Consider the following 22,746-nt stretch of genomic DNA (forward strand, 5'->3'; position numbering starts at 1 on the left):
CAAGAAAAAGCCCTACCTTTCATAGCTGCAAAACGTTAGCTGTAACCTTAAATCAACTATCTGCTAAAATAGAAAATACAACATATAAATGGTTGAAAATACAAAATGGAAAACCATATTTTGCAATTGTTGATTTAAGTATTGAAAAAAATACTGCCCCAGCTCCGCATTCTATGATAAAAAACAACTAAAAAAGATTAAATTTTATGATGCAAATTTATAAGTATTGATATATGGAGTTTCTCTGTTTACAACAGCAAAGACTCTACTTATAAGTTTGCATCTAATATTGTTTAATACAAGCATTGAGTTTTTACCTTCTTCTTTCTTCTTTGAATAGTACTCCTTCAATTGTGGATCATATTTTAATGTGGTCATGGCACACATTTGCAATAATGACTTCATTTTTTTATCAGCCATATGATTTACTTTAGTTCTTCCTTTTATACTTGTTCCAGAACTATATTCAAATGGGGCAACTCCAGAATAACAAGCAAATTGTCTCCAGTTTTTAAAAGAGGAAAATGCTTTTGTCGCTATAATAAAATAAAGACTTGTTTGCTCACCAATACCAGGAACTGATTTTATTAATTTATATTGATTGTTTAATTTTTCATTGGATTTGATTATTTCTTTAATTCTCTTCTCAATTTTACAGATACTTTTTTTGATACTATTTATCAAAGATTGGTTGATTGGTAAAACTTCTTTATAAACCTCTTTAATAACAAACTCGCTATTTTCCTTGGTTGTTTCCAGAAGCAATAAGGATTTAAGTGCTTTTTCTCTTTCTGTATAAAGCATTTTTAATTTTTGTATATCAATTTCTACCAACTCGTTTAATCTTAATTTATCAATATTTCTAAAACTATAATATGAAATATCTTTAGCATCTGTTTTGTCATTTTTACCTCTTGATATTCCTTTTGAACGTTTGATTTCAATAGCTGGAACAATCCATAAATCTAATTTCAAACCTAATAAAATATAACTTAAATGATTGGTGTAAACACCTGTATTTTCACAACAAAACAAAATGTCTTTTACATCAATTTTTCGTTTAGTCAATAGTTTTACAAATTCCTTTATTGATTTTGGATTATTATTAATCACAAAATGTTCTGACTGTAATGTTTGAGAATTTAATAGGTTTACATCTAACTTTAATTTTGAAATGTCAATTCCTGAGTGAAATAAATAATTTTTCATAACTTTGAGATTAGGATAAACAAAAATGTTGAACTTCTTTAGAGCCTTTATTAGACCGCTATGTCTATCATTCTATTTGAAGCAATTCAACTGGGTTCAAGGAGAAGGCAGAGGACTACTGCGGAGCATAGTTCTTATACTAGCAAAGTCTAAAGTTCACCTCTGCTTTCCTTTGAATAAATTTAATCATTTTTTATCTAATCCAAAGTAAAGGCAAAGTCTCCTGACTTTGAGGTATAATTAATATAACTGCAGTTAATTTATTATTACAAGTAAGTCATAATTTATTAAATACATAATTTAATTATTTTTTATAGTTTAGCTCAAAGTCAGGAGACTTTGCGCAGCAAGGGCTATAAAAAACGTTTAGAATTTTAAACACCATTTCAATAGCAATCAAAAAAGCAATAAAATACTTTTCATTTATACGCTTTCCCGTAAATTACACTAAAACTTTAATACTATTTTTACAAAAACATAAAACAGGTAAAAATACCTATTGCAAGTCTAAAAAGTAAAAATTAGATTTGTAAGTAAACAATATTATAATCATACATATACAACTTATATAGGTTAGCTATGTATGATTATGTCATACATATAAATAAGTTATCGGTCAGGCTAAGACGACACAGCACCAAGACAACGACACGACAAATTTGACAAGCAAAACCGCACAAATAAATAATTAATGAGAGAAATAGTTTACTTCTATATTGCCGACTTTAGAAACTTACACAATCAAGGTTTCAATTTTGGCTCAGAGTATGAATACTACACTGAAAATATTGACACGAAAATTATAGTCAAAAGGAGAAAAAACGACTTTTACATTCCTAACTTCTTTCAGACAGACAACAGCAATTCAATAATTAACATTTCAGCATTCGTAGGCGAAAACGGAGCAGGTAAAAGCAATTTTATTGACGCATTAAAATCAGCATTAACCCAAGATAGAGATTGGTTCCATTACTTACTTGTGTATAAAGACGCTAACGGTAATGTTCATTGCGACAATAGTGAACACTTTAGCGTAGAATACGATTTTGAGCACAGTGGCGGTACACCAGCATTCACAGAAGTAATTTATTACAGTCCTTCATTAGACAACAAAATTTATCCATTAACACACGACAACAATGCTTGGGTTGACATTTCAACAGATTGGTTAATTTTTAAGGATTTAGAAGAACAAAAAGGCACTAAGCCTAATTTATCACAAATTGAACTTTTTAATGCAGAAGAAATTGAACGACAGCTAAAGTTGTCAATTAATTCTGACTTTGCCGATTTTCTTAATAATAAAATTAATATGCCTACTGAAATTAGGATTGTTTCAGTTGCGGGTGATTTCCCCTCTAAAATAGACGGGATAAAATCAAGTGTACGGAACGTACCATATAACTACCGAAATTACTACGACCTATTTAATGATATGGGAATAATAGTAAATCAATATGCTACAGAAGAACATAAAATACAAGTAGAAAGGAAAATACCAGATGAAATCAACCCTTTCACTAGAAAAAAATGCTTCGCAACTTTTCTTGACCATTTATTAAAAAATTTGTTCTATCATTTTGAGAGAACAAATCACTATTTAGATAAAGGAAAAATTAACATAAGCCTTGACGACTTAAAGAAACTTGGATATGAAGAAGCTGTTTATGCATTTATAAAAAATATTGATTTGATTGACGACACTGAAACAATAATCAATTTTGTAAAATATACAGAGAATCTAATCTTAAATGCTAGAGTTGAATTTTCAAATTATGGAGAAATTTCGTGGATTTCACCTAAAGAAAGCCTCAAAGATTTTTTGTCCTTAAAAGACAAATATCTCGAACAACTCTCCAAATTTTCAGATTATAGCGTTCCACGTTCTTTTATTGGCTATTCTTTGACAGGATTAAGCACAGGCGAAAAAGCTATGATGAATTTGTATAGCAGATTCTTTTTCGCAAAATCACAAATCATTGAAAAAGTAAACGAAGAAAGGTTTTCTAAGAAAAAGATACCAAATATGCTTTACATCTTAATTGATGAAGCAGAATTAGGTTTTCATCTTCAATGGCAAAAAGAATACGTTTACAACATTATAGAATATCTTCCTAAAACATTAGTATTTGATACAGAAAACGGGAAACTTTATCCTAAAATTCAAATTATTTTTACTACACACTCTACGTTAACTCTTTCGGACATTCCGAATACTCATATTTCTTATATTAAAAGCCAAGACAAAAAAGCGTATGTTTTAACTAACGAAGAAAAACCACGAAAATCTTTTGGTGCAAACGTCCATTCTTTAATGTCAGATTCGTTTTTCTTAAGAAACGGCTTAGTAGGAAGTTTTGCCATAAAAAAGATTAATGAAATAGTCGCAATCCTTAATTTAGAAAAACCAACACAAGAAGAAATAGAAAAGGTCAAAGCAGTAATTCAAATTATTGACGAGCCTGTTTTGAAAATAAAGTTGCAATCAATGCTTAGTAAATTTGATAATTCAAATGAATATGAAATTAAAAGACTTGAGCAACAAAAAGAAGAAATAGAAAATCGCATTAAAAAGTTGAAAGGCAATGATTAATATTGTTACTAAACACACTGAAAACGCTAAAGCAGAACACGAAAAAGGATTGCTAAGAAAAACTCGAGCAAAACTTAATAGTTCTTCCCTTCCTAAATACCTAAAGGAATTTATAGACAAAAATCTAACTCAAATCTTGATTGAAAAGCCCGACAAACTTTTAGAAATAAATAAAGAGTTTTATTCAACGAATAAGGGGAGTGTCAAAAAAATCAATCCGAAAATCAGAGAAATATTTGACTACAATTCATTTACCAACAAAAAGCAAGAATATAACGGTTATTCTTTAGCCGATAATTTGCAAATAAATACTTGTCCAAACTGCAATAGACAATACACGATTACTATTAGTTCTAAAAAAGTTGAAGGTCAGCTGACAAGACCTGATTTCGACCACTATTTCCCAAAGAGCAAATATCCATTACTTTCACTTTCCTTTTACAACCTCATACCAAGTTGCAAAATTTGTAACAGTACATTTAAAGGCTATAAAGAAACAGATATTAAACAACACATTCACCCTTACAGTGACAACATAATAAACGATTTTTCATTTGACTACAAGCTTTCATCAAAAGGACTTTACAAATGTGAAAGCATTTCTGTTAAATTTAAAGAACCTACAACAAAAGACCGAATCAAAAAGACATTTGAAATGTTTCGCATAGAAGAAACATACAATGGACATAAATTTATAGTTGACCAGATTTTGCAATTAAAAAACTCTCTAAATGACGACTATCTAGAAATATTAACGCAAAAAACTTATGATAACATTAATTGGACACCTGAAGAAGCATATAGAATTGGGTTTGGTGTAAATTACAAGGACGATGAATTATGCGAGCACCCATTTTCAAAATTAAAAAAGGACATTTTGAAAAAGGAAGAAATGCTCAGTGTTTTTAAAACAGACGTATAAACAACTGCAAAAAATGACCAAACAGGCAGAAAACACAAAAATAAAAGCCCGAACCGATAACAGCAGCTACCCAAAAGTGGCGGTTCAGTGGTTAAATCAAACTTTGTGCTTCTAATGAAGTTTTGTGCTGAAAATCCCCGCCTTCGCAAAGCGGCCAAACGTTACTGGCAATATTAACTAAAGACAGAACTCCTTCTTTAAATAGCAAATTAGTTTTAATGAATAAAAAGATATTTAAAATTACGACACTCCTAATAATATTGACAACGTTAGTTCTTAATAGTTGTCAATTTGCTAATTCAGAAACTTCGGAGATTGGTAGTATGAGTCCAACCTGCTTAGATAGTTTAGCTTGGAAGAAAATTTGTCAAGAATATTCTATTGATAGTATAAAAGATCCAAAATTACTTTCCAAATTGGAAGATGTAAAAAATCATTTTATTAAACCTGATTACATACTTTATTTTAAAGATGGACCAGAAGAAATAATAGGATGCGATTGGTATTCCATTAGGGTGGTTTATAATGAAAAAATTGCTGACCAAACCTTAACGGGATTAGACCCGTTTCTGGGAAATGATGAACAAAAAAGAATTAGAAATAGAATTTTGAGAGAGATAATGAAATACCAATGTGAGGATGGCAAAAAAGAAACTCTGAAGGAAATGAGTAAGGATGTGCCATTCTCTGAATCTCACAAAGATTATCCTTTAAAAATGACACCTGAAATGACCCAACCAGAATCAATAGAAAAGTAGAATTAGTAATAAAAAATACTGCCAGTAACAGCCACTACAACGGATTTGGGCATTAGGCTTAATGGTAAGATGGTTTTGTATTTAGGATGATTGGCAAATCCGAAAATAGGGCTTAATTTAATCCCAAACCCGCTGTAGTGCCAAGACGTTAGCAGAAATTAGTGCCAAAAAACCAAATAAAAAAATGGGAAAAATTAAAATAATAATACTAACAATAGTTTTACTTATTGTCACAGGATTTAAAGTTGATAATAATGTAGAAGGTTTGACTATTAAATTTAGGAAAATTTCTGAAGATTATATGAGACCTGGTCCACCAAATGGACCTATGGGTTCAATGCTAATTGAAGCGGAAGAAGGAATGAAATTTGTCAAATTGAAACTTACTTTGAAGAACCAAGGTGAAAAAGATTGCATTTTTGATTTTGAAGATGTATACATTTCAACTGAACAAGACAGTTTATATAGATTTTTAAAACTTCAAGCATATTTTACAAGCACGAAAACGAAAATAAAGCCCAAAAAAGAAATCGATCGAATAGTATTATTTGAGTTTCCTGACAAAGCCACTCCTAAAGAATTATTTATTGAAGATAAAAGGTATAAAATTATTGAGGATAAGTAAAACTTCTGCTAACAGCGGTTTGCTTCAATGGCTACTTCCGGATTTTCCTACGGAAAATCCGCTGCTGAATGGAATGTTTTGTTATATTTGTAATGGCTTGGTGTTGGTTCAACGCCACTGAGAGCAAGCCACAGAACGTTGCCAGTAATTTGAGGAATGAATAAACCAGAAACTAAATATCACCAATCCGACATTGAGAAAGTCTTCCAAAAACTGATTTTGAATTGGAATGAACTCATTGATTTCTATAACGCAGAAGTGAAATTTGATTATGAAGACCCAAATGACCGATTGGCTTACGTTGATATTGGAGATATTTCAAGATTTATAGTTGAAAAGAAAAAAGCCGAACAAACAGAGAATTTCGAAATTTTCTTCAACAATGTGGAAGAAATAATGATTTACGGAGAACATTATGTTCAAGAACTTATTGTAATCGGACTTTTTGAGGGAATACAAAATGTTGGTGGTACGGAAATAGATTATTATCGTTCATTTGACAAATGGCTGAAACCGAATTCTCTCAAAGCGTGGAGAGAATTAATTGATTTTTGGGAAAAAGATGATTGGAGAAAAACTGCTGAAAGCGAAAAGATACTGAATAAAAAAAATAAAAACAGTGCCTAACACCGTGTATAAAAAATTGCTAGTTTTAGCTAACACAAAGTTGGTTGCTTGTTTGCTGGCTTCCGATTTTCCTTCGGAAAATCCCCGCCCACAAACACGCAACTTTCCATACACGAACACGTTACCCACAATTATGAAGAAGATACTGCACATATTGACAATCATACTTATTCCATTTACCGTTTTAGGACAAGAAGAATATTTATCAAGATTATCAATTTCAGGCGGAGTATCAGAACTTGGAATTTCACCATCAGAAGAAATTTGGGTAGCAACAAAAGCGGGAAATATTTATTACACCAAGCAAATTGGCAAACTATGGCATATTGGACCTTTTGGTTCGCTTGACCCTTACAATTTTAGTTCAGGAAAGACATTTGAGAGATTAAACTTTTTCTCTGAAGATACTATGATGATTTCAGGGTTTATTCAAGAAAGCGGAAAGCAAGACTTTGTTTTTTGGTCAGGGAATCACGGAAAAACTTGGGAAAAAGTAATATTCGGGAAAAGTAGTTGGATTGATGCTGCTTACATTAACGATAATGGAAAAGCTTGGATGAGTGGAAATTCTCAACTTATTTACTATAGTGAAAATTACGGCGAAACTTGGAAAAGCTTTGATAAGGCAGGAAACGAAAATTCATTAAGATTTTCGACAATTCACTTTGCTAAAGATGAAAAAACAGGGTTGTTTGGCTCTTTTTGGAACGTACTCTACAAAACGACTGATAATTGCCAAAGATGGGAAAAACTACCCACACCTTTAAGTCAAGGAAAGTATGAAAGACTTTCAAAAGAAGACCGACCAGATATAAGGAAAATAAGAGTTTTTGGAAATTACTATATTATTAATCAACAAGGTAGAGTGTTTATAACCAAATCAAATTCTATTGATTGGTTGTACTTGCCAAATGTAGCTGATTTTGAAATTACCGAAAATGAAAACCTTTACACAATTAATCAGGATTTGAGCATAAGTTTATATAATATTGACTTTTATAAAACTTGGCAGTCTGAGAAAACTGTCGAAAATAATCCAAGAGCAATTGGAGTAAGAAACAACAACCTTTTCGTTTTAACGTTTGAAAGTATTTATAAGATTAATAGTGTTGACTTTATAGTTTCTCAATTATTTACAAATGAAATTCCCATTCAAGAACCCTATTTGAAGCTTCAATTTGAAGGCGAAGAATATGGATTTGAGAACAAAGATATATTGCACTTTGATAAAAAGAAAAAAGCGTGGTATCGTTTTATGAACGTGGACTTTTCAATCGCTAATGCTTCCTTATTTGATAGCAAAATTGTATTGGCAGACCGAAGTTTAAATAATCAATACACTTTTGACCCAAAAGAAAAGTCAGTTAATAAATATAGTTTGCCTGAAAGTCTTTTTTCTAATCTCGTAGTTAAGGAATTACATTTTGAAAATGGCAGTCAAGGTTGTTTTCATTCTAATAGTTCATTAAGGTCTTACATTAAAAAAGGCGACAAATTTGTAGTTGATAAAAAAACAAAATCTTCAAAATATCTTTCCCGTGCAATTAGCGAAATAAACGCAGACAAAATAGAACAGATTATTGAGATAATTGATAAATCAAGATTTGAAAAGGTTTCATTGGTAGATTTGAAAATTACAGATAACGAAATAAAAGAATTCAAGAAGTTTATTGACAAGGAAGAACAACGTATAAAGAAATCAGGTATAGACCGTTTTGACTTTGATAATTTGTATTCATTTCCAGGAGAAAACACCGATTTCAATTTTTACAAGTCAATTGCCGACTCATTATTCACTTTAAGCGAAGAAGAAATCAATAATGCCTTTTGGCAAGCTTATGGAAATTGGAGTACTACGACAAATTGGAGAAGAATTATTTTTGTATTTCAAAACGGGGAAAAATTAATAATTGAAAACTCTGACGACAAACCAAATTATCTATATACTCCTTGGATAGTTGACTTTGAAGGATTAAAATTACGAACTAACTCTATACTCTTTGGACAACAAATAGATGAAATAACAAACGGCCATTTTTTTAAGGAAATTGCACGAGATAAGAATTATGCAATCTTCAAAATTGCTGACTATATGTACAGAAAGAAATTAAATGAAAAATAACTGCAGGTAACAGCGGTAACTGTTGCACAACTACCATTTTTTAAAACATCCCGAAGTTTCAGAATCAAAATCATAAAAACCCAACCTCTTTTAAAGTGATTTAAAGGAGGTTTATTTTTAGATGAGTTTATAAATGTAAAAATTTTGTTGTCTTAAAATCCCAGCTCTACAAAGTCTCCTGACTTTGAGGTATAATTAATATAACTGTAGTTAATTTGTTATTACAAGTAAGTCACAATTTATTAAATACATAATTCAATTGTTTTTTAGAGTTTAGCTCAAAGTCAGGTCCCGAAAGCTTTCGGGATTGCGGAGTCTTTAGAGTTTAAAAAAAATAAGAATTAAGTTCTTTTCAAAATTCAAAAATTATAATTAGATAAAAAGACAGAAATAATTAAATAGAAACTAATTATTTAGATATACTAATAATGATTTACTTCATTTTATTTGAAATTGCTTTATAAATATTTTTAAAAGGTAAATAAAGATTATTTACAAAAGAATTGTATTTATGCTGTTTATCCTCTTCTTTACTAATGCCAAAGGTAATTTTCTTTACTTGATTAGAACAAAGTAAAGTGCCAAACATCCAATCCCAAATGGCAAGTTTTGATCCTAAGTTTTGATCAAAATGTTCAGGAAGGTTACTATGATGAATTTGATGTTGATATGGACTTAGGAAAAAATATTCTAAAAAATTAAAATATTTAAGTTTAACACTAGAGTGACGTAAATTAGCACCAAAAAACAAAAAAATAAAGGAAAAAATATTGATTCCTAAAAATGTTATTTTTTCTATTTGATGAACAGAAAGATAATCAAAAAGTCCCATAACAAGACCAAAAACAATAGTCTCTTTACAGTTTACCAAAATAAGCTCTATAGGATGTATGCGATATTGGGTAATTGGGTTTAATGTTGTTGCTGCATGATGAATTTTATGAAATTCCCACAGGAATTTAAAACGATGCATCATGTAATGTAGTATATATGTAGTAAAATCACTCAATAAAGTGAGCGAAACAGTATACAAAATTAAAGTTTGGGTAACGCTTAGTTTTATAGACTCATAACCAAAAGTTTTTGCTAAAAAATCATCTGTATAAAACGCTATATATAGACCAAAAAATAAATAAGGACCTATTAAAATTACTTTTACAAAACTGTTAAAAATTAACAGCAAATAATCCACTTTAGCAGATTGGCTAAGCCATGTTTTTTTATTAAAAATATAACTCCAAAATGTTTTTTTAGATTTCGTTTTATAATACACATAATAAGCAAGTGCAGTGGAAGAAATTAAATATCCAAAATAAAGCCGTTTTTCTGGGTTAGTAATATTTTCTATTATTACCCTACAAACCTCATGTATTGTTTGTAATACGTCATTCATTCCGCTTTTCTTTTATTTCTGTGTATCAATACCGAATTTTAGGATGTAAAAATTCTAGAATTAATTATTAAAAAACTCAATATGGCATTTAGTACTAGTTTCCTCGCTCTTCATTAGTAGGTTTTTATAATTTTCAAGTTCTTTTAAAACAATTTCTTTTTCTTTCTTAAAAAAATTTGTATTTGAAAATGTGTGTTTATAATACTCTATTCCTTCCATTAAATTATTTCTAAAAGTATTCACTTTTTTTAATTGAGTAGTAGTGCTTTCAATTGTATGAATATTAATTTCTTTTATAAAATAATCAATATACATTTTAAGCTCTTTTATAAACACATTTGGACGCTTAATTCCTTTTAAAATAGTTGTATTCCCATAAATATGTTGGACCATTTCTAATAAAGAAACTTCTTTATTAAAATAAGCTAAATTAGGACCTGGACAAATAACAACTCCTTGCTGTTGTCCTTTAATTTCTATGTCGTTTTCTAGGTAGGAAGCATTTGCCAAACCAACACAAAGACATGCTTTTTCAGTTATCTTTTGCTGTTTTAATTCAAACTCTACTAATGACATTTCACCTTTCTGTTGGTTTAATTTTTCTAATTCTAAATCTTGGTATTTTTTAGAAGCAGTGCAAATTCCTTCTTTGTCATACGATTTATTTAGTGCCAAAAACTTTTTTGGACAAGAACTTCCTGCTTTATTATCATCAATTCTTTTTTGTTTCCAAAAATCATTTGAAACACCTTTAACTGAATTAAAAGGTACACCAAGTGGCGAAATATTGCTCAAATAAAAATCTTCTTCTTTTGCTTTTGCTAGCAATTTTCGCGTTTCAATATCTACTGAAGTAGCTTCTGGAACCAAAAGAAAAGGAGAACCCCAACCAACAGATTCTAAATTATAATTTTCTAATAAAAACTCATGTTCTTCAGCAGTTCCTACTCCTCCTTGCACGGTGAATCTCACAGGTAAAATGTTTTCTGGTAAAGGCATTTCTTTTAAAGTCAGTGCTTTTATCAGTAAATCATGTGTAGTTTGAAGTAGATCTTGTCTTTTTTCTTTGAATTCCTGTAAAATTGGACCTAATAAAAACCCTTCAGTCGCAAATGCATGTCCACCACAATTTAGTCCAGATTCTATCCTATATTCGGAAACCCAAATTCCTTTTTTTGCTAAAAAACTTCCTTGTATTAAAGCCGAACGATAATCGCTTACTTTTAAAATTATTTTCTTTTTTAAGACTGCATTCTCATTTGGAAAAAAATCAGAAAAATTTTCAAAATAGCTATATAATCTCGGATTCATTCCAGCAGATAATACCACAGAAGAATTAAGATTACTGTTAGCAAAACCTCTTAAAGAAGCATGAGCATCATTAAATTCAATTGGCAACTGTTCTTTTCCATCAAAGTTATCTTTGTCAACTTTAGTCATTATATTAACATCAATTTCGCCCAAAGGAATATTTTTTTCAATAAAATGAACCAAATTATCTTTAATTAAAATTCCTTCTTTTATAAACTCTTGTAAGTTTTTCTTTAAATTAGACTTATTTGGAAGTAAGGAAATGTATTTTTCTAAAGCTGATTTGCTTTCTACTAATTCTGTTTTAAATTTTTCAAATTTATTGTTTACAATAGTATCCATTAAATTTAAATAATGAGTTATTCTCTCTGCACGATAATCATGTATTTTTTTTGAAATTTCTTGATAAGGAATACTAAATTTTTCACTGTAAAAAGCTCTCATTTTTTCGATTAAATCGTCATCTGTGATTGAAATAGTGGAAGTAATTCCATATTGAGCCACTCGAATGGGACTATCAATTGTAAAAGCCAATCCCATTACAGGAATATGAAAAGTATGAATATTAGTTTGCATGGGTTTGTTTTTAGAAATAAACTACGAAAGTTGTGAAAATCAATAGATAAAACCATGATAATTATCATGAGTTAAATAAATTAAAAGGATCGTAATTATTGAAAAATAAATGTTGGATGTACGAAAACTTCTGTTTTAATAGAATTTGAAATCAAGCAAGCTTTTTCAGATTTTTCTAAAATTCGTTGTGCATTTTCTATTTTTCCTTGATTAGAAATGACTATTTCTGGCTTTAAAATAATCTTAGTCATTAAGTATTTACCTTCAATTTTTTCCAAAATTCCTTCGGAATCACATTTAAACGAAATAAAATCAAATTTTGAATATTCTGCTATCGCTAAAAAAGTAGTCATAAAGCAACTTACAACTGATGCTGTAAATAAATGTTCTGGTGACCAAATATTAGGCATTCCTTTGTCAAATTCTGGTGGTGTAGCTACTTCAATACTTATTGGTAATTCTGGAGATGATAGAGTTCCTTTTCTGTCATTATTCCATCTTAAATTTACATTATAAACGTGATTTTCCATTTAAATTAGATTTTTAATAAAGTACAAATGGAGTGATTATTTATAATTATTTTTATGACTTTAATCATATAAGTATATTTTTTGGTAAAAAAAAAGCATAGGATATTATAACCTATGCTTTTCTCATTAAAAAAGGAATAATTTTGAACTAATAATTATCTTTTATTTTGGTAATAATACATCACCTATAACATGAATGATTCCATTAGAAGTTGTTATGGAAACTACTATTTCTGACCCATTTACATAAGTTTTTTCACCTTCTTTGGTAATTTTTACTTTTCCTCCAAAAACCATGTCAAACTCTTGACCATCTTGCATATATTCTGTTTTTAGAATGCCAACATAAGTATGATATCCTAAAATATTCTCTAAATCACCTTTTTTTTCTGGTTTCAAAAGTCCATCAACAGTTCCTGTAGGTAATTTATCAAAAGCAGAATTAGTTGGTGCAAAAACAGTAAATGGACCAGCATTACTTAATGAAGTTACTAAACCAGCAGCTTTTACGGCTGTTACTAAAGTAGTATGGTCTTTACTTCCTGAAGCAACTTGAACAATGTTTGGATTGGAAACTTCATCTTGAACACCTTCTTGTCCAACACTTAAATCGACTGAATTTTCTGAAGTAGTAACTTCTTGTGATGTTTCTTTATTTTCATTGCAACTTCCTAAAAAAAATAAAGCTAAAATGGTTAAAAATGAGATTGTTTTTTTCATAATGATTGTACATTTATATTATACTACAAAGTACCTACATTACTACGATTATTTTTATGAGTCAAATCATAAAACCAAGTTTTTTTACTTTTTTTGGTTCAAATAAAACATTTTGAATGCACCAAAAAAAAGAATAATAGCTATTCCAAAAAGCATTTCGTTTACAAATGGAATCAAAATATAGCTAAAAGAAGTAATTCCTTGAATAGCTAAAACCAATTCATTTAAAAAAATACCAATAATAAATAATGCTAATGCCTTTTTAATGGCATTAGTTTGAAACACAAATCGTTTTGTAAATAAATAAACCAGTATAAACCCAGAAATAATGGCTAATAAAACCAAATGTAAATAAGCAATAACAATTGGTCTAAATCCAAAGGCTAATTTTCCTACTACTGGTATAGTTGATCCTAGTTGTAATAAAAATTTAATAGAAATACATACAATTAAGCTACTATAAATCCATTTATAAAAAGGTGCTACAGAAAAGTTTTTGATGAAATTTGGAATAATAATTTTAAGGAATTTTATCCAAACTAATACCTGAAGAACTGCACTTATCACTGCTATACTATAAATCCAAATGGGCAATTTAATCCATAAAATGGATAACAAATAAGCAGGAATACAACTGATAAAAAACCAATTGAATATTGCTTTATTTGCTTTTACAATACTTAAATTTAATGTGAGTTGACTAAGAAACAAACCCATACAAGCAAACCAAAACCAACCATTATATTGAAAATGCAAATAATAATAAATAGAAGACAAATAAAAATCTTGAGGAACATTTTTTGTTGCCATCATAAAAGCTAAAGCAAAAGTTCCAAAGGATGAAATTACATTAAAAAACAAAGCTGCTTTAAACCAATTTTTCGCTATTGCTTCATTAGAAACCAATCTTAAATCTTTAAAAAATAAAAATGCAAACCAAAAAGAAACAAATATTGATAATGTTGAAAATAATATAGATAGTAATCCATAACCCTGAAATATAAAACTAAAAAGCATGATGTAAGCACACACTAGATTAGAAATAAAAACCTTTTTGTACTTTTCAAGATTTATAGCGCTATTTTGCTTAGATAAAAAATGAACCATTAAAACAATTAAAGTTTGAGAAACCCAACCAGCGAATGCAAAATGGGAATGAGAATGTTGTATGTTTTTTTGATGAATAAAAGGCAATTCAAAAGCAATTTTATATCGCATTAAAAGCCCTAAAGTGGCAACAAGCAATAAATTAAATAATGAAAATTTAATCCAGTATGAAAAATTTAATTTCATTAATAAAATAATTTATGATTGCTAATTTCTACCTTGTTACTTTTTTTCATTTGTGTTAAAGTTCTAATTACAGTTTCAACACGCAATCCTGTAAAGTCAGCAATTTCTTGTCTTGTATAAGGAATTTGAAGTTTCTCGAAATCAGAAATTGCATTTTTTTGTTTGTAATCCTTTAAAAAAGCATTGATTCTAAATTCAGGTTTTTGATTGATGATATGTTTATTAGCCAACGCTTTTCTATAAACTCGCAATGCTAAAAGCTGCATAAAACGCTTGTTAATTTCTGGATAATTTTCAATAATAGTCAAAAATTTATCCTTAGATATCTTAATTACTACACTATCTTCTGTTGCAATAGCGGTACAAGGATAAATTTCATCTATAAACAATGGAGGTTCTCCAAAACTGCAACCTGTAGTAAAAACACCTTGTGTAAGTTCTTTCCCGTCTTCATTGGAACAAAACATCTTAACAGTACCTTCTACTATTTGATAATAAAATAAAGCACTTTCATCCTCATAAAAGATAATTTCATCTTTCTGATATTTTTTGGACACAGCACCCCAAGTAAATAATATATCTACATCTATTTGCATAATCATACCTAATTAAGACTATAAAGATTAAAAATAAACTTTATTTAAAATATGATATTTGTCATATAGTTAATTATAAATCGTCTATTTATTTTAGAACTAGTCCAATTTTTCTAAGCATAGGCTTAGTGCCTTCAAAAAAGTTAAATTAAAATTTTCTTAAGTCCTTCGGCAATACTAATCCAAAGAAAATTATAAAAAGATTTTTCTTGAGTGCGTTTCACTTCAATCTCAGTAGTTTTCAAAGTTTCACCAGAATCATCTCTGATGAAAAAATTACCAATAGCTGACAAGAATTTATTTATTTTATGGCGTTTCTCATTTTGAAAAATTTCAACTTTTAAATCATCATACTTTAAAGCAAAATCACCTTTGCTAGAAATATCATTACCCGAAAAATTAAAATATACTTTGTCTAATGTTCCTTTTATAACTACATTAATATATGGTTTTGTAAAATAAGCTAACTGTTCTGTGTTGAAATTTAAAATTTTTCCTTTAATGGTAAATCCATCAGATTTGTCTAAAACATTAAATTTCCAATTTACATCTAAAATAGATTCATTCATAAAATTACATTTAATATCTATTTTTGTATCTGATAATTTAGTTTTTTTAAAGCCACTCTGAATATTCAATACATTCACGTTAAAGTCACTAAACACTAATTTACCTGGTCCTTCTTCAAATGTTTTTTCTTCTTCATAAACCAATTTAGAATTTTTAATTTGAAGGCTATCAACTTTTAAATCAAATTGTAATTCTCTTAGCAAACGATTATATAATTTTTTCTTAGATAAATCATCTTCAGGCATTTTACCTCTATAAATGTTTGCGTCTAATGCATCAATTTGAATTGTACCCGTTTTAAAATAAAAATCATCTTTTAAAAATCCCCATTGTATTTTCTTACTAATTATTTCATTTGCCTTTATTGTAAACAAATCTTTCTCTTTTGGGATTTTTTGAACAAATTGTTTGCGAGTATATTTCGGAAGTAATTCAAATTTTTCTAAATTAAAAGTACTATCTGTAGCAACAATTTTTTGCATTTTAATAGTATAAAACTCATTTATTTGATAAAATATACTATCACAAATTAAAATGTAGTTCTTATAACTAATAGGAATTTTTTGAGCTAATGTTTCCTCATTAAGGACAATACCTTCGATATTTAAATTAACATTCTTTACACTTGCAAGATTTTGGTTCGTTTCATTATTAACGATTTTAAGCTTTCCATCATTAAGAAATATATCGGATACAATTATTACTTTCTCAAAAGGTTTAATTACTTTAGAAGTAATATTTTTAGCATTATTAATTACATTTTGAGAGTTTTTATATAAAACTATATTTGGTGTTGAAATTGTTAATTTTTTTGCTTTTATTTTTTTACCAAATAGAATACTCAAGATTTTAAAATCATCTATCTGAATTTTTGATACTGTAGCATATATACCAATTTTCTTTTTAGTTTTTTCAAGATTATTCTTAGGTACAAGTGAAATTTCGTGAATTACTATTTTTGAGCTCCATAAAGATAAATCAATGTCTTTATAAGAAATTATATAATCAGAATCATTTTTTTTATTTATTATTTCGGGTAATTTTAATTTTAACCAAAGGTTAGTTCCTATATTTAGAATACCTAAAAAAATGAAAAAACCGAGAATTAGTACTATTATTTTTTTTGTGCGAACCATACAATTGTTTTACTATCATACTAAAGTAAACATTTTAGATGGAGCAATCCTATTTTAATAAATCTAAATACCATGAAGGCTATGGCTATAACCAAATATATCTTCATAAAAAAACCTGTAAAGTATTATTTTACAGGTTTAATAAACACTTATATAAAAATCTAACTCAGAGAAAAAAGGATTAAAACACTTTCATTTTCACCAGAACCTTCTACAAAAATCATTAATTCTTCTAGCTCTTCTTTTTTATTTGTTTTCATTAAAAAACTTGCTTCTTCACCATTATCTGAAAACTTCATTAATTGTTCTAGGCTTTTATTTTTTTTATATTTTCTTGCTACCGATTTCATTTCGCTTCTAAGTGATTCATTAGATGTTGAAAAAATCTTTACAAATTCTATCTTTTTTAAGAAATTAACTATTTTCTCTTCTTCCTTATTACTTCCTTTTTTACTTATTTCAATATCTGAAAACAAATCCTTATTTATGACAAGAGAAGATACATCTTTGTTATTTTCAAACTTACTAAAAGATTGAGAAAAAATAATAGTCGTACTAAATAGGAGCACCATTGTGTAGAAAAAATTTTTCATAATTATCGTTTTTATTGTTGCTATTATTTTAAAGACGATTAACAAAACATTATGTAACAAAAAAACGACCAAAAAGTCGTTTTTTATAATTCTTTAATTAATTATCTAATACTATTTAACTACTATTTTTTTATGTATTGATTGATTTCTATTAGAAACTTTTACAAGATACATCCCCGAAGATAAATTGATTTCTAGACGAGTTTCGTTCACAAAATCATGTACAACTAGAAGTTGACCAGATAGGGTATAAATTTCTGCTTTTGCATTTCCTTCAATACCAGAAAAAATTAAATAATCTGTTGTAGGGTTTGGATATACTTTTATACTATTATTGGTGAAAATTTCATTTGACAAAGAAAAAGACCAAGGTTGACCAAAATTAGATCCAAATATATAATCTGCTAATAAAGGATAATCTATAAAAGGATTTCTGTTTACTTGCCAAGTATAAATATAATTATTACGATTCATTTCAAAATCATCAGATGGATCTTGTGTATTCCAAGTTAGTAAGGAAGCTAAATCTCCCATTTGTCCCACAATTGCATCTGATGGATCTCCGTTTACTAAATCTAATCCATTATATCTAACTGCCATATAAAACAAAGCTCTTGCAACATCACCATGCCAACTTCCCTGGCTTCCTATTGGACCGTTATAATCCACTCCATAATCTCTGTTACTTCTAGTAGAATTCTCGGCTCCATCTTCTGCTCTTAAATGATGTGCATCCGCATGTCCAGCAAGAATATCATTAGCATTTGTGGGCAACCAAACATTTATACCATCCGCTGAAGAAGAAGTTCCATCAGAGAAACCACCTCTCGATTGTGGAAAAATATGTTCTCTATTCCACACTCCTATATTACTCGAACCAGTTTGATAATCTAAAATTGCTCTCGGAGTTTCTACATACATTTGCCAAACTTGATTTGAATTTTGAGGATTTTTATCAGATTCTTTTAAAATGTATTCAATATCTCCATAATTATGTGCATGAACTGTATTTGGATCTGCAATTATATCTTGCAACGCTTGCTTTAAAGCTGCACCAGAAAGTCCTTCTAATGAATCATAATAACCAACAGGTGTTGTAGGTGTAACTATTCCATATGTAGGATTTAAAGGTGTACCAAAAGTTTGAACAACATAATCATTGTCATAAATTCTTATAATTACATTATCATTTGCAGAAGCATAACCAAAAGGTAATGACTGAACATCTATAAGCATCTCTTCATCTCCTTCGTCAGCAGTATCATCTGTAATTGTTACAAATGTTTGGCCAGTAGTTTGTCCTACAGGAATAGAAACAGTAAAACCTCCAGTAATATCGTTAGCCATAAAATTACCATTAGCTGTAGTAAAATTAACAATTAATGTCTCATTTGTTACAGGTGTATCGGTGGTAAAAACAATATTAAAACTATCTCCTTCGGTGTAGGAAGTTTGAGAAGTAGAAACAGTTACATAATTAGTTACTACACCAGTACCATCATTATTTGCTCCAGGTGTAGCTGCTTTAACTTCATAAGTTCCATCATTTTTTCTTTGTACAGATTCTGTATCTTTTAACCCATTTATGTTTTCATTTGTACAAAATGTAATCCCTAAAACAGACATCATATTTGTAGGTTGATTATTGTTATTAGAATAAGCAACAGCATCAATTAAATTTGTAGCAGATGCAGGTGTTCCTGGTTGAACAGCATATTGAAAATCTGAAGCATTTCCAAGGTATAAAGCCACTACATCTGGTCCGTTTTGAATTAAATTATTAGGAAATGTTCCTGTTGGAGATGGATTCACTGAACTATTACCAAAATGAGCAATTCCATTAACATCTGTAGTGTAACCATCCAAATCATAAGCAAAATAACAAGATGTACCCGAATAAGGAGATGTGCTACCTCCATTAAAAAAGACTAAAACATAGCCATCTAAAGGAAAATTCGGGTTAGCAGATTTTAATTCTACAAACTCTAATTGGTCAGAACCAGCATTGTCAGCATCTATTTCATTTATCACAATTTGTGAAGAACAAATAGATATAAAAAAAAGGGTAATTAGTAAAAGTAATTTTTGGAGCATCATAATATCATTTTTACAAAGGTAATTAATAACATTTACTTACATTCCTTTAAATAATTGATTTTATTAACATTAGCATCAATAAAAAAAGATTTGTAAAAATATATTGACATTTTCTTATGAAAAAATCATAAATGACGCAACTTTTTAGTAAAATTGTAATCTTATTAAAAAATGCTTTGAAAATTAAAGGTTTAGTTTTATTATTATTTTCATGCCTCTGTTTTTCTCAACATAATTCAACTATTACTGTTCGAGTAAATCAAGTGGAGAAAACCCTTTTGATTCAACATGAGTTGAGTTATATAAATTCAAGCAATACTACTATCAATTCCATAGTTTTAAATGACTGGAATAATGCTTTTTCGTCGAAAGACTCCTATTTAGCTAAAAGATTTTCAGATGAATATGTAAGAGCCTTTCATCTTGCTAAAGAACAAGATAGAGGTCATACAGAAATTAAAAGTGTAACTGATGGAAATTTTAAAAATTTAGAATGGAAAAGAGATGAAGATCACATTGATATTGTCATTTTGAAGTTAGCCCAACCGCTCTACCCAAATACAAGCACAAAAATATCATTATTTTATACTGTAAAAATTCCTAATAATCGATTTACTAAATATGGTTTTAATGACGATGGAATAATTTATTTAAAGAATTGGTTCTTGTCACCTGCAAGATTTGAAAATAAACAATTTGTTGTATATAGTAATGAAAATTTAGATGATATCACAAACGCTCCTTCAGATTATAAAGTTAATATTGAAATTCCAAAAGGTAATCATATTGTTTCAGATTTAAATTTGGATAATTCCAATACTACAAACCCAAATTTTGATTCTTATATTTTTACAGGTAAAAGCAGACTTGATATAACCTTATGCATGTCTCCAAAAAAAGAGTTTACTAATTATAAAAATGAAATAATTGAAGTAAGTACTAATTTAGAAACAAAATTAGAAGATATTGATAAAGCAATTCTTATTGATAAAATAACTCATTTTATACATGAAAAAATAGGTGCTAATAAAACTGAAAAAATAATAGTATCTCAAGAAGACTATGCTCGTCAACCCTTTTATGGGCTAAATCAACTACCTTCATTTTTAAGCCCTTTTTCAGATGAATTCATGTTTGAATTAATGTTTTTAAAAACATATACTAATAATTATTTAAAAAACGCATTACAATTAAATCCTAGAAAAGATCAATGGATACAAGATGCTATTCAGGTTTTTGTAATGATGCAATATATAGATGAATTTCATCCTGAAATGAGAATGACGGGTAACTTAGCAAAACTTAAAATTTTAAAGTCATATCATTTTATCAATCTTGATTTTAACCAACAATACAATTATTTATATATGTTGATGGCAAGAAAAAATCTTGATCAACCATTAAGTACACCAAAAAATAAATTAATCAAATTTAATGAACAAATAGCCAACAAATACAAAGCTGGACTTAGTTTGAAATACCTAGATAGTTATCTAGAAAATAATAGTGTTGAAGATGCCATTCAAGAATTTATCGTTTTAAATCAAAATTATCAAACAAATCATATCGATTTTGAAATGATTTTAAAAAGTAAAACTTCAAAAAATATCGATTGGTTTTTTAAAACAATTATACATAGTAGAGATTTAATTGATTTTAAAATTTCTAAGGTTTCAAAAACAGAAGACGAAGTTAGTATAACCATAAAAAACAAAACAAAAACAAACGTTCCTATTTCTGTTTACCAATTAAAAAAAGATAGTATTATTTTTAAAGAATGGATTGAAAATATAAAAACAGATACAACTTTAGTTTTCCCAAAGAATGAAGCAACAAAATTTGTTTTAAATTACAATAATGAGGTTCCGGAATATAATTTAAGAAACAACTGGAAATCATTAAAAGGCTTTTTCTTTAATCATAGACCGTTAAAATTGAATTTTTATAAAGATTTAGAAGAGCCAAATTATAATCAAATATTCTATTCTCCTGAATTTGAATATAACCTTTATGATGGTATTGCTTTTGGTATTAAATTGAATAACAGATCAATGCTAAATAAACCATTTAATTTTAGTGTTTCACCTTTATATTCAACAAATACAGGAAAAATAATTGGTGGTTTTTCAACTTCTGTAGATGATTATATTAGAGATGACAGCAAATTATATCGAATTATTTATGGATTAAGTGCTAATCAATTGCATTATGCTCCAAATGCTAAATATACTAGAATTATACCCTCAGTACAATTTGTTTTTAGAGATAGAAATTTAAGAACTAATAAAACAGAATATATTCAAATTAGAGAGTTTTTCATTGACAAAGAAAGCATAACAAGTTCATCTATAAATAAAGATAAATCTAAACTTTCTGTATTTAGTGCTTCTTATACAAATTCGCAATCAGAAATTACTAAGGTGTTCAATATTTCTAATCAAGTTCAAATATCAAATGCTTTTGGAAATATAACCACTGTGATTAATTATAGAAAATTATTCGAAAATAACAGACAACTTAGTCTACGATTTTTTGCAGGAAAATTTATTTATTCAGATAGCAATAATGATTTATATCGTTTTGGATTAGAAAAACCAGTAGATTTAACTTTTCAAACAAATTTATTAGGAAGAAGTGAATCAACAGGGCTATTTAGTCAACAATTTGTTTATTCAGAAGGTGGTTTCAAATCAAAATTAGATACTCGATATGCAAATAATTGGATGACTACAATCAATGGGTCATTTAACATTTGGAATTGGGTTCAAGTTTATGGAGATATAGGTTTATTAAAAAATAATCATGAGTCAACTAAATTCTTATATGATTCAGGCATACATTTAAACTTAGTACCAGATTATTTTGAATTATTTTTACCTGTTCAATCTTCAAATGGTTTTGAATTAAATGATAGAAATTATACTGAAAAAATAAGATTTATAATAACTATAAGTCCGAAAACTTTAATTTCATTATTTACTAGAAAATGGTTTTAAATAATTATTAATCATTTTTTTGAATAATTATCAACAAAACCACCTTAAAAACCTTAATAAATACAGTATTTATATTAAA

17 protein-coding genes are annotated in these 22,746 nt (G+C 28.3%); 7 read left to right on the forward strand and 10 right to left on the reverse strand.

Going from position 1 to position 22,746, the window contains the following annotated elements:
- Positions 1-204 precede the first annotated feature (204 nt).
- Positions 205-1,209: an IS110 family transposase gene (locus tag ACULEV_RS10390; RefSeq protein ID WP_445454988.1), complete on the reverse strand. Its 1,005-nt coding sequence runs from the start codon at positions 1,207-1,209 to the stop codon at positions 205-207.
- A gap of 691 nt (positions 1,210-1,900) precedes the next feature.
- On the opposite strand from ACULEV_RS10390, the gene ACULEV_RS10395 reads away from it, so the two are divergent.
- The 6 genes from ACULEV_RS10395 to ACULEV_RS10420 all read left to right on the forward strand — a co-directional run bounded on the left by ACULEV_RS10395 (position 1,901) and on the right by ACULEV_RS10420 (position 8,856).
- Positions 1,901-3,802 (forward strand): hypothetical protein, encoded by a 1,902-nt coding sequence (locus ACULEV_RS10395; protein WP_445454989.1) that lies wholly within the window; start codon positions 1,901-1,903, stop codon positions 3,800-3,802.
- Positions 3,795-4,724, forward strand: coding sequence for a hypothetical protein (locus ACULEV_RS10400; RefSeq protein WP_445454990.1), 930 nt, complete (start codon positions 3,795-3,797; stop codon positions 4,722-4,724). The genes ACULEV_RS10395 and ACULEV_RS10400 overlap by 8 nt, the downstream gene beginning before the upstream one ends.
- 323 nt (positions 4,725-5,047) lie before the next feature.
- Positions 5,048-5,482 carry a hypothetical protein gene (locus ACULEV_RS10405; RefSeq protein ID WP_445454991.1) on the forward strand — a complete coding sequence of 145 codons (435 nt, stop codon included), beginning with the start codon at positions 5,048-5,050 and terminating at the stop codon, positions 5,480-5,482.
- 184 nt (positions 5,483-5,666) lie between these two features.
- The gene (locus tag ACULEV_RS10410; protein ID WP_445454992.1) at positions 5,667-6,107 is read left to right on the forward strand and encodes a hypothetical protein; all 441 of its coding nucleotides are present in this window, start codon (positions 5,667-5,669) and stop codon (positions 6,105-6,107) included.
- Positions 6,108-6,263: 156 nt separating this feature from the next.
- Positions 6,264-6,734, forward strand: coding sequence for a DUF7674 family protein (locus tag ACULEV_RS10415; protein WP_445454993.1), 471 nt, complete (start codon positions 6,264-6,266; stop codon positions 6,732-6,734).
- 133 nt (positions 6,735-6,867) lie between these two features.
- Positions 6,868-8,856: a VPS10 domain-containing protein gene (locus tag ACULEV_RS10420; RefSeq protein ID WP_445454994.1), complete on the forward strand. Its 1,989-nt coding sequence runs from the start codon at positions 6,868-6,870 to the stop codon at positions 8,854-8,856.
- 433 nt (positions 8,857-9,289) lie between these two features.
- On the opposite strand, the gene ACULEV_RS10425 is transcribed toward ACULEV_RS10420, so the two are convergent.
- The 9 genes from ACULEV_RS10425 to ACULEV_RS10465 form a co-directional block, all read right to left on the reverse strand.
- A complete protein-coding gene (locus ACULEV_RS10425; protein ID WP_445454995.1) occupies positions 9,290-10,249 on the reverse strand; it encodes a sterol desaturase family protein in 960 nt (319 codons plus the stop codon).
- Between the two features lie 60 nt (positions 10,250-10,309).
- Entirely contained in the window at positions 10,310-12,136 is a 1,827-nt protein-coding gene (locus tag ACULEV_RS10430; protein WP_445454996.1) for a hypothetical protein, read from the reverse strand.
- A gap of 95 nt (positions 12,137-12,231) precedes the next feature.
- Entirely contained in the window at positions 12,232-12,666 is a 435-nt protein-coding gene (locus tag ACULEV_RS10435; RefSeq protein ID WP_445454997.1) for an OsmC family protein, read from the reverse strand.
- Between the two features lie 162 nt (positions 12,667-12,828).
- Positions 12,829-13,386 (reverse strand): fasciclin domain-containing protein, encoded by a 558-nt coding sequence (locus ACULEV_RS10440; protein WP_445454998.1) that lies wholly within the window; start codon positions 13,384-13,386, stop codon positions 12,829-12,831.
- A gap of 84 nt (positions 13,387-13,470) precedes the next feature.
- Positions 13,471-14,679, reverse strand: coding sequence for a hypothetical protein (locus ACULEV_RS10445; RefSeq protein WP_445454999.1), 1,209 nt, complete (start codon positions 14,677-14,679; stop codon positions 13,471-13,473).
- Positions 14,679-15,281 (reverse strand): Crp/Fnr family transcriptional regulator, encoded by a 603-nt coding sequence (locus tag ACULEV_RS10450; protein ID WP_445455000.1) that lies wholly within the window; start codon positions 15,279-15,281, stop codon positions 14,679-14,681. Before ACULEV_RS10450 ends, ACULEV_RS10445 begins: the two co-directional genes overlap by 1 nt.
- Before the next feature lie 137 nt (positions 15,282-15,418).
- Entirely contained in the window at positions 15,419-16,981 is a 1,563-nt protein-coding gene (locus ACULEV_RS10455; protein WP_445455001.1) for a hypothetical protein, read from the reverse strand.
- A gap of 161 nt (positions 16,982-17,142) precedes the next feature.
- Positions 17,143-17,574: a DUF4252 domain-containing protein gene (locus ACULEV_RS10460; protein WP_445455002.1), complete on the reverse strand. Its 432-nt coding sequence runs from the start codon at positions 17,572-17,574 to the stop codon at positions 17,143-17,145.
- Between the two features lie 111 nt (positions 17,575-17,685).
- Positions 17,686-19,671, reverse strand: coding sequence for an endonuclease (locus ACULEV_RS10465; RefSeq protein WP_445455003.1), 1,986 nt, complete (start codon positions 19,669-19,671; stop codon positions 17,686-17,688).
- A gap of 131 nt (positions 19,672-19,802) precedes the next feature.
- Between ACULEV_RS10465 and ACULEV_RS10470 the strand changes: the two genes are divergently transcribed.
- Complete coding sequence (locus ACULEV_RS10470) at positions 19,803-22,667, forward strand: aminopeptidase (RefSeq protein ID WP_445455004.1); 2,865 nt, start codon at positions 19,803-19,805, stop codon at positions 22,665-22,667.
- The last annotated feature ends 79 nt before the right edge of the window (positions 22,668-22,746 follow it).

The sequence above is a fragment of the Flavobacterium sp. HNIBRBA15423 genome, from assembly GCF_052655965.1.

What these genes read in the sequence shown, in the direction of transcription:
- ACULEV_RS10390 (WP_445454988.1), bottom strand. Translation starts at nt 1,209, where the DNA reads ATGAAAAATTATTTATTTCACTCAGGAATTGACATTTCAAAATTAAAG.
- ACULEV_RS10395 (WP_445454989.1), top strand. Translation starts at nt 1,901, where the DNA reads ATGAGAGAAATAGTTTACTTCTATATTGCCGACTTTAGAAACTTACAC.
- ACULEV_RS10400 (WP_445454990.1), top strand. Translation starts at nt 3,795, where the DNA reads ATGATTAATATTGTTACTAAACACACTGAAAACGCTAAAGCAGAACAC.
- ACULEV_RS10405 (WP_445454991.1), top strand. Translation starts at nt 5,048, where the DNA reads ATGAGTCCAACCTGCTTAGATAGTTTAGCTTGGAAGAAAATTTGTCAA.
- ACULEV_RS10410 (WP_445454992.1), top strand. Translation starts at nt 5,667, where the DNA reads ATGGGAAAAATTAAAATAATAATACTAACAATAGTTTTACTTATTGTC.
- ACULEV_RS10415 (WP_445454993.1), top strand. Translation starts at nt 6,264, where the DNA reads ATGAATAAACCAGAAACTAAATATCACCAATCCGACATTGAGAAAGTC.
- ACULEV_RS10420 (WP_445454994.1), top strand. Translation starts at nt 6,868, where the DNA reads ATGAAGAAGATACTGCACATATTGACAATCATACTTATTCCATTTACC.
- ACULEV_RS10425 (WP_445454995.1), bottom strand. Translation starts at nt 10,249, where the DNA reads ATGAATGACGTATTACAAACAATACATGAGGTTTGTAGGGTAATAATA.
- ACULEV_RS10430 (WP_445454996.1), bottom strand. Translation starts at nt 12,136, where the DNA reads ATGCAAACTAATATTCATACTTTTCATATTCCTGTAATGGGATTGGCT.
- ACULEV_RS10435 (WP_445454997.1), bottom strand. Translation starts at nt 12,666, where the DNA reads ATGGAAAATCACGTTTATAATGTAAATTTAAGATGGAATAATGACAGA.
- ACULEV_RS10440 (WP_445454998.1), bottom strand. Translation starts at nt 13,386, where the DNA reads ATGAAAAAAACAATCTCATTTTTAACCATTTTAGCTTTATTTTTTTTA.
- ACULEV_RS10445 (WP_445454999.1), bottom strand. Translation starts at nt 14,679, where the DNA reads ATGAAATTAAATTTTTCATACTGGATTAAATTTTCATTATTTAATTTA.
- ACULEV_RS10450 (WP_445455000.1), bottom strand. Translation starts at nt 15,281, where the DNA reads ATGATTATGCAAATAGATGTAGATATATTATTTACTTGGGGTGCTGTG.
- ACULEV_RS10455 (WP_445455001.1), bottom strand. Translation starts at nt 16,981, where the DNA reads ATGGTTCGCACAAAAAAAATAATAGTACTAATTCTCGGTTTTTTCATT.
- ACULEV_RS10460 (WP_445455002.1), bottom strand. Translation starts at nt 17,574, where the DNA reads ATGAAAAATTTTTTCTACACAATGGTGCTCCTATTTAGTACGACTATT.
- ACULEV_RS10465 (WP_445455003.1), bottom strand. Translation starts at nt 19,671, where the DNA reads ATGATGCTCCAAAAATTACTTTTACTAATTACCCTTTTTTTTATATCT.
- ACULEV_RS10470 (WP_445455004.1), top strand. Translation starts at nt 19,803, where the DNA reads ATGACGCAACTTTTTAGTAAAATTGTAATCTTATTAAAAAATGCTTTG.